Origin of the sequence: Selenomonas sp. oral taxon 892 str. F0426 (assembly GCF_000468035.1) — a bacterium.
GTDB lineage: Bacteria > Bacillota > Negativicutes > Selenomonadales > Selenomonadaceae > Centipeda.
In genome coordinates this window covers 1-637 of sequence record NZ_KI260522.1, presented here as the reverse complement: position 1 = coordinate 637, position 637 = coordinate 1, and the positions used below count along the sequence as shown (strand labels likewise).

The window sequence follows — 637 nt, the reverse complement described above, 5'->3', positions numbered from 1 at the left end:
GGAATTTACCGTATGACAGGAATTAAGCGCCGACTGTTGCGGCTTTATATTCAACCGACGCACCATCGGACGGCATATCATAATTCACCACGCCGCGACGTGCCAAACATCCTCGCAGTGTATGCCTCGTAAGCGCAGCATGTGCGACATTGTCCAAGTGCGTTAGATAAAGACGGGCGTTAGGCGCAGTCATTGCAACGCAGTGAACATCCTCATCGTTCATGATGAGGCGTCCGTTTTCCACGGTCTCTGCGGCACAACAGTTCAGGGCAATCACCTCAGGCTGATAGTTCCGCAGTGTCTCAGCTACGCCGGAATACCAGACCGTATCCCCTGCCAAATAGAAGGTGTTCTCCTCCGATGCCTCAAACACAATCCCCATCGCGTCACCGCACGGAACAACGGTGCCGTGCAGGGCAGGGACGCGGGTCAGTCTCGCCGCACCGAACTCCATACCGCTTGTCGGCAGGACGATTATCTCTGAAAACCCGGAACTCCGCAGAACAGAGGCATCCTCCTCCGACTGACAGATGACTGGAACCGCCTTATCAAGCGGCGCACCGACCGTCCCGTCCGGTGCCATATCAATATGATCGGGATGCAGATGCGTAACGATGTAGTAGTCGACACCGCTCAA

The 637-nt window shown here is 55.4% G+C and carries 1 protein-coding gene; it reads right to left on the bottom strand.

The genetic code is table 11. From position 1 onward, the window contains the following. Positions 1–22: 22 nt before the first annotated feature. The coding region (locus HMPREF1992_RS00975) for an MBL fold metallo-hydrolase (protein ID WP_037357899.1) at positions 23–637 on the bottom strand (615 nt) is incomplete at its 5' end.